This is a genomic window from Streptomyces sp. UNOB3_S3 (assembly GCF_020740895.1).
GTDB lineage: Bacteria > Actinomycetota > Actinomycetes > Streptomycetales > Streptomycetaceae > Streptomyces.
Genome location: NZ_JAILXP010000273.1, coordinates 1 through 6,684 on the forward strand (window position 1 = coordinate 1; position 6,684 = coordinate 6,684).

Annotated in this window: 5 protein-coding genes and 1 pseudogene; 3 read left to right on the top strand and 3 right to left on the bottom strand. The window is 68.3% G+C overall.

Going from position 1 to position 6,684, the window contains the following annotated elements:
• Positions 1–28: 28 nt before the first annotated feature.
• Positions 29–1,828 (bottom strand): hypothetical protein, encoded by a 1,800-nt coding sequence (locus K6I33_RS25225; protein WP_229356822.1) that lies wholly within the window; start codon positions 1,826–1,828, stop codon positions 29–31.
• Positions 1,825–2,757, bottom strand: coding sequence for a hypothetical protein (locus K6I33_RS25230; RefSeq protein ID WP_229356823.1), 933 nt, complete (start codon positions 2,755–2,757; stop codon positions 1,825–1,827). The genes K6I33_RS25225 and K6I33_RS25230 overlap by 4 nt, the downstream gene beginning before the upstream one ends.
• A gap of 111 nt (positions 2,758–2,868) precedes the next feature.
• Here K6I33_RS25230 and K6I33_RS25235 point away from each other — a divergent pair, with 111 nt between their 5' ends.
• Entirely contained in the window at positions 2,869–3,147 is a 279-nt protein-coding gene (locus K6I33_RS25235) for a helix-turn-helix transcriptional regulator (RefSeq protein ID WP_229356824.1), read from the top strand.
• Positions 3,148–3,358: 211 nt separating this feature from the next.
• On the opposite strand, the gene K6I33_RS25240 is transcribed toward K6I33_RS25235, so the two are convergent.
• The gene (locus tag K6I33_RS25240) at positions 3,359–3,883 is read right to left on the bottom strand and encodes a hypothetical protein (RefSeq protein WP_229356825.1); all 525 of its coding nucleotides are present in this window, start codon (positions 3,881–3,883) and stop codon (positions 3,359–3,361) included.
• A gap of 649 nt (positions 3,884–4,532) precedes the next feature.
• Here K6I33_RS25240 and K6I33_RS25245 point away from each other — a divergent pair.
• Together K6I33_RS25245 and K6I33_RS25250 are read left to right on the top strand one after the other, a co-directional pair.
• Positions 4,533–5,393: an abortive infection family protein gene (locus tag K6I33_RS25245; RefSeq protein ID WP_229356826.1), complete on the top strand. Its 861-nt coding sequence runs from the start codon at positions 4,533–4,535 to the stop codon at positions 5,391–5,393.
• Positions 5,394–5,935: 542 nt separating this feature from the next.
• Positions 5,936–6,684 (top strand): annotated as a pseudogene (locus K6I33_RS25250) (hypothetical protein); the annotation flags it as partial.

Below are 6,684 nucleotides of genomic sequence, written 5' to 3' on the forward strand. Positions count from 1 at the left end.
CTTCAGGAATCGCGTGGTGTGGCGCGCGTCACGGCGGTGGTATCCCGGTGCTGGTGTGGGCGGCTGGCATGAGGTGGCTGTCGTGGTCGAGGCTGTTGTGGTCGGTCTCGGTGGCGGGTGGGGTGCCGGTGGTCAGGTGCCAGTCGTGGAGGATCTGCAGGTTGAGGGTGCAGACCATCAGGGCGACGAGGATGGTCTGGGCGGCGCGTCCGTGGGCGAGGCGTTTTTTGGGGTCGCCGATGTCGATGCGGTGGCTCTTGGCTCGTCCGTTGAGTCCTTCGTTGTTGGCCCGGATGGGTTTGTAGGTGTCGTGCCAGGCGGGGCCGAGGTAGGGGAAGTCCTGCCGGAACTTGTCGTGCGGGCCGAGGCCGCCTGGGTGGAGGGTGATGGTCGGCTTCTGGCAGATCCGTGGCAGTTCGTTCTTCGGCGGGGGACGCAGGCGCTCGGCCGTGGGGATCGGAACGGCGGTCTTGGCCGCGCTGTGAGCGGCGGTTGCCCGGAGGTTGGTGAGGTCCACGGCCTTCGGCCGTGCGCCGGCGGTGCCGTGGACGTGGTGGAAGCGGGGGCAGTTGACCGAGGGCGAGGGCCCGGCGGCAGGGCACTGAAGCCGGACGGTGCCGCGTGCGTCGGCGGCCTGCTTGGTCTTGAGGAAGAAGGGCTGGCGCTGGGCGATGAGCTCGGCGAGCTGGTCGTCCATGGCGCGGACTGCGCCGTCGTCCAGGCCCGTGGTGGCGTGCGCGAAGCGGGTCGGCATGGCAGGGCAGGCGAGGGAGCCGTCGACCAGGAGGGCTCCGGAGGGCGCACTGCCCTGGACGCCGCGCTGGTTTTGTTTGTAGTCGAGGACGAGACGGTAGCCCAGGCGGCGGGCAGGCTCGGCGAAGTGAGGGGTGGTCTGATCGGTGTAGGCGCGGTCGACGGCCAGAGCGCCGGCCGGAAACCGGAACGGGGCCAGGGCCCCCAGAGCGTGGATGGCGTTGGGGCCGATCCGTTTGCCAGGAGTGTCCAGCACCAGACCCAGGGCGAGCTGAGGGTGCCCGCTGACCCGATGGCCCGCGCGTGGGTGGCCTGCCGGATGGCGGCGGCTCCCGGCGACGAGCAGGGTCGCGCTGTGGCCGAAGATTCCCTCGGTGGAGCCCCCGCAGAAGTGCCATCCGGCCGTGATCTCGACGGAGGCCAGGGCCTTGTGGGTCTTCGGCTCGTGGTGCCAGGCGGGAACCGGCGTGGTATCGATACCGATGTCGCCCTTCCAGCCCTTGAACAGGCCGCGTCTGTGGGCCAGGCGGATGGTGACCAGGACCAGGCGGTCGCTGATCTCCTGCAGAAGCCGGCGACGCCTGAGGTGTTCGGCGTCTTCGTCCTCCCAGGCCGCGGCGTGTGCGGCGGCTTCGTCGGCGGGCAGACGGCGGCGCCTATCGCACCGGTAAGGGTCCAGTGCAGTGGTCAGCCGGTCGAAGGCGCGGTAGAGGCGGCGGGAGAAGGCGAGCCTGGCGTGCAGATCGCGCTGGTCCGCGCTGGTGACGTGGAGCCAGGCCCGGGCGGTGGGGGTGAGCTCGTCGAGCAGGACGCGACAGGCGTCGGCCAGGGTGGCGCTCTGGTGGTAGTGCAGGGACAGCAGCAGGCCCACCAGCACGGTCCGCACTGGCAGCCCGCCTGGTCCCGGCCGGCCGGCCAGCTCCGTATCGATGAGGCCGAGTACGCCGCTGTGGTGCAGCAGCGTATCGAGCTGGCCGACCTTGGAGTCAGGTATCGCGAACGGAGCGTCGGTGGCCGGACGGGGCCGGCAGTGCCTGATCTTCTTGCTGTCCCGCCAGGAGCGGGGGACGGTCATGCCTTGGCGTCCCGCAGAAGGCGGGCTGCGGTGTTGTCGTCGAGGGGCGGCACGTGGTGCTGGTAGCGGGCCAGGGAAGCAGCCGAGGCAAGACCCGCGGCCTTGGCGATCAGATCATGGCCGAGCCCGGTTGCCATCAGTTGCACGATCCACGTGGCCCGCAGCCGCCCCACCGACACTCTCGGCAGACCCTCCGGGGGCTGGTGCAGGAGCGACCAGGAGCCGATCAGGTTCTTGGCGTACTCGACGGTGCGGCGAGGGCGGAAAAGGTATCCGCGTCCGGCCTGCCAGACCAGTTCCTCGAGGATCTCTTCCCAGCCGGACCGGGCGGCCAGCGGATGCTCGCGCGTGACGCCGGTGTGCACCAGCGGGCCGTCTGCGTCACCTCGGCGCTGAAGATGACTCCCGAGGGTGGCGGCGACCTCCCTGGGCTGGAGCCCGTATCCCGCCCCGAGGCCCAACAGCGCCAGAGCGTCACTGCGTTGCTGGCCACGCAGATGCTCCGCCCAGTGCTTCAGGCCCGCCAGGTCGGCCCGCTCATAGGGAGGATGGGGCGCGGGCTCGGCGTGCAGACGCGCAGGAGCGGCCTCTCCACGCTCGCTCCAGGCCAGCGCGTCCCGGACCCGCAGCAGCCACGTGCGGTAGGTCCGCACCGACGACGGCTCAAGACCGGCCGCGCGCGAGAGCACGTACGCGTCGATGACCTCGTTCCGCAGCCAGGCATCCGGATCTCTGGGATGCCCGGCCTTGACGGCCCAGACGGCCAGGGACGCGGTGACGTGCAGCAGCCGTTCCACGTCATAGGGGACCGCGCTCACCGTGGCTGCCACCACCGATCTCACCAGCGACGCGACCTCCTCCCAGATGGGCGGGGCCTCCCGTGGCCGGTAGCTGGCGATCTTCGCGGAAGTCTGTGGATCAAGGATCACGGTCCACGAATAGCGGCTGGACAAGCAGCCGTCCGGGGATTGATCGACTTCGACAGAGAGGACGGTGCGTGCATGGTCGGCGGACGCGCCCGCGCACGCCCCCCGCGGGAGATGACCCACGACCCTGAAGCCTGGCCCGAGGAGCCCAGCCCGGACGCCGGGGCCGAGGCCGTGCGCCAGATCGCCCACCGCCTCGCGCGGGAGATGGGGGACCGGAAGCTGAGCCTGCGCGCGGTGGCGGCCGGCTCCGGAGTCAACCGGCAGGCCATCGCGGACCTGCTCGCCGGAAAGTCCTGGCCGGACGTGGCGACCGTTGCCCGGCTGGCCGCCTTCACCGGTGTGCCGTTGTGGCCGGACGGGCCCGTTCGTGCTCGGAGAAGCAGACAATGAGCCTCGATTCGCGCCCGAAATCGCACGACTGCGACCGGGCATGACGATTTCGTGGCTCCGTACCCAACACCGGGATGATCTCCACTAGTGTCAGGACACGCGAGAGCCACCTTGGTAGGGACTCAAGCAACCGGCACCGCCGAGCTCACATCTCGGCGGTGCCAGCCTCATCCGCCGCAGCGGGCCGAGGCCGCACTCGGCGGACGCCTCATCAGGTCACCCGAACCTCCTCCGCAGCCTGGCCTGGAGTAGCGGCTGACTTGAGTGCGAACCAGGCCACAGGGTCTTCGACGATCAGGCCCTTCTTCATTAGGGCCTTCAACCTTGAGCGCGTCGTCTCCACGCGACTCTCACCGATCGCGGGCACCAGATCCTGTAGCTTTACCGCCCGGCCCGTCTGCGCGAGCAGAGCCAGAATCCGCTCACGAGCCACCTCCAGCGGCAGCTCCTCCAGCTCTGTCTCGGAAGACTCCCCCGCGGGGTCGCACGCTTCATCGTCCATCGGCCCATCGGCGCCCGGCCCGGCCCCGCTGCTGGCGGGGCCGCCTGGCACACTGGAGGAGGGCTCACTGGTACTGCCCTCAGCGCCCGTGGCTCCCAGTGATGCGAGAGTGGCGCGGGTGATCGCCAGATGCGCCAAACGCTCCTCGCCCTGCGCAACCTTCTCGCGCAGAACCGTCAACTCGCCTCGGACGATGGCTTCTTCAGTGTCCAGTCGATCGAACAGCGACGTCATTGCCCGCCCTTGAGCTCGCCCCCAGCGCCTTGGGCTCTGCCCCAGAACAGCCAGAACCCCGCCCACACCGTAGGGGAACCTGATCAAGATCACAGAATGGTGATCACCACTGCCGCCAAACGACCGCTACCGCCTACCCCAAGCGCATTACCTGCCATGAGTCGACTGTTGAAGATCAGCCTCCGCAAGCCGACGGCTTAGAGATCGAGGCCGGGTGTCAGGCCTCAAGATCGGCCTCCGCTCGTTCTGCCTAGCCTCCATGAGCAGCTCCTCGCTCGGCTTCACAGTCGGACCGCCCCTCCTGCGCTGTTGGCCCCTCACTGCTCGCCAGGCGCGGGGGCGTGGCCCCGTAGGGCGTTACGTTTCCTGGGATGCAAGGCCCTCGACTGTGCCGAGGGGGACCTGATCACTCCAAGGCAGGCATCGGGCTGGCACGCCTTCCAGGAGTTCCGCGACCGCATGCTCGGCCATTCCGGTTAAATCGTGAGTGTCCCAAGGTCAGTTGTGCTGATAATCCTCCGTGATTCAAAAACTGCTGGGGGAGCCCCTCCCGCGAGCGCAATGGCTGAGGGAACAGAACTGGGCCGCCGTAGCGGACGCCTACGATCGCCTCGGGCGCGCTGCGGAAGCTGACGATCGCGCCCTACTCGTGGGCTGTGCCAAGGAACTCGTCGAGTCGGTCGCCCGTGTCACCCTCGTTGCTGCGGGTCAGCCGAGTGGTGACAACGCTGATTACCAGAAGGTTTTGGGTCTGGCGCACAAGACCATCGAGCACGCCGTGGGGGCGGGCCTGAGCGCCAGCGATCCTCTGCGGCAAGTACCCAATGCGGCCATGAAGATGGCTGTACATCTGCGTGAACTGCGCAACCGCTATGGGACCGGACATGGTCGCGCGGTGGTGCACAACATCACCCCGGAAGTCGTCGACACCTGCGTCCACGGTGCTCTCATCTGGAGCAGGTGGGCTCTCGCCCGCATGCAGACAGTCCTCATGGGAGCAGTCCGGCCCCTGGTCGACGACCTCCTCGACGGGGGGACCTTCTACGGCGGCAACCTCACCGAGCGCCTGCAAGCGGCGAACATCGTCAATCTCGAAGAGCCTGACCAGCGCGCGCTCGGTCTGGCCGTTGGCCAGCGTGCCGCCCGGGCTACCTTTAACGTGCGCATTGAGGGGATCCAGGCATGCTCCAAGGTCCCGAACAATTGGCCGCCGGCCTACCGCGAGGCCGCACTGCAAGGCCTCTTCATCAACCCAGACGGCCAGCTCTACACCGACCCGGACCACAGCGCCTCCAGCGCCGCCCTTCTGCTCCAGCAGCACCCCGAACCCGACACGGCCCTGACCGAGCTGAGACTCCTTGTCGCAGATGCCAGCCTGTCCCTCGAGTTCGAGACCAGTTCTGGCGTGACCATCACCGCGATGGAAGCCGCCACACCGCAAGTCCCCGCGTCTGCGCAGGAGACGTGGAAGGCCATCACCGACGACCTTAGGCAACGCTCCGCCGGCTGACTCCTTCCCCCAATGCTTTCGGGAAGCGATCACCGGCGAGCCGAGAAGTGATCTTCAAGCCCCTTTCATCGCTCAGCTTGCGGCCACTCGTGAACAGCCGACAGCGCTCAGCTGGCCATCGCTCGTGGCCGCTCGCCAGCTGAGTGTGAGCGACCGTGCGCTGCCCCGAGCGCTCGCTTTCGCGCCCTGTCCGATGCGTTTGTGCATCAGCCACGCTGGCGTCCGCCTCGACCGCAATCGGTCGCGAGTCGTCAGCGGTAAGCCTGATGAGGGGCCGGGACGTAGCAGGCAGGCAACGAGCGACAGCAAAGAAGGGGGACGCGGTGGTGGACAAAGCGAGCACCCGAACGGGGCAAGAGCCGGAAGAGGGAGTGTTGGGAGGCGATGGCATACCGGATCGCAGCGAACGCTCCGGCGCAACGGACGTCATGCCCGAAGCAGACCCTTCGGCCTCGATGGCAGGACCTGTCTCCGCCAGCGAATCTGCAGCAGGCTCCGCAGGGATGCCAGAGGCTCGTACAGGACATCTCACGGCGTTCGAGATGCCCGCAGCGGATCCTTCCGCGCAGATGCCGGGCACACCTGACGGTGGTGACGAGCCGAAGCCCGGCGCCGTCGCCATGCTCGCCGCAAGGCTCGTCGAGTCCCACGACGAACAGCAGGTGATAGCCGGGCTTCGCACCGCAGAAAAGGACGGCCTGGCCGCCGCCATTTCAAGGCAAGGCCGCCTTGAGGTGTTCGCCCGAGGCATGGACCATGCCTTGTGGCATGTATGGCAGACCTCGCCCGGTGGCGGATGGAGCGGCTGGGACTCCCGCGGTGGTCTCATCGACCGGCCCGTGGTAAACCGCAGTGGCGACGGTCGTCTCGCAATCTTCACCATCGGCACAGATCATGCCTTGTGGCACACATGGCAGGTCTCACCCGGAGGCGGGTGGAGCGGCTGGCTATCCCTGGGCGGCACCATCGACCTGCTCGCCGCGGCGCGTAACGCGGATGGTCGGCTCGAGGTGTTCGCCCGAGGTATGGACGGCGCCTTGTGGCACACGTGGCAGGTCTCGCCCGGAGGCGGGTGGAGCGGCTGGGCGTCCCTGGGCGGCACCATCGACCAGATCAGTGTCGCAATCAACGCGGATGGTCGGCTCGAGGTGTTCGCCCGGGGCATGGACGGCGCCTTGTGGCACACGTGGCAGGTCTCGCCCGGAGGCGGGTGGAGCGGCTGGGCGTCCCTGGGCGGCACCATCGACCAGATCAGTGTCGCAATCAACGCGGATGGTCGGCTCGAGGTGTT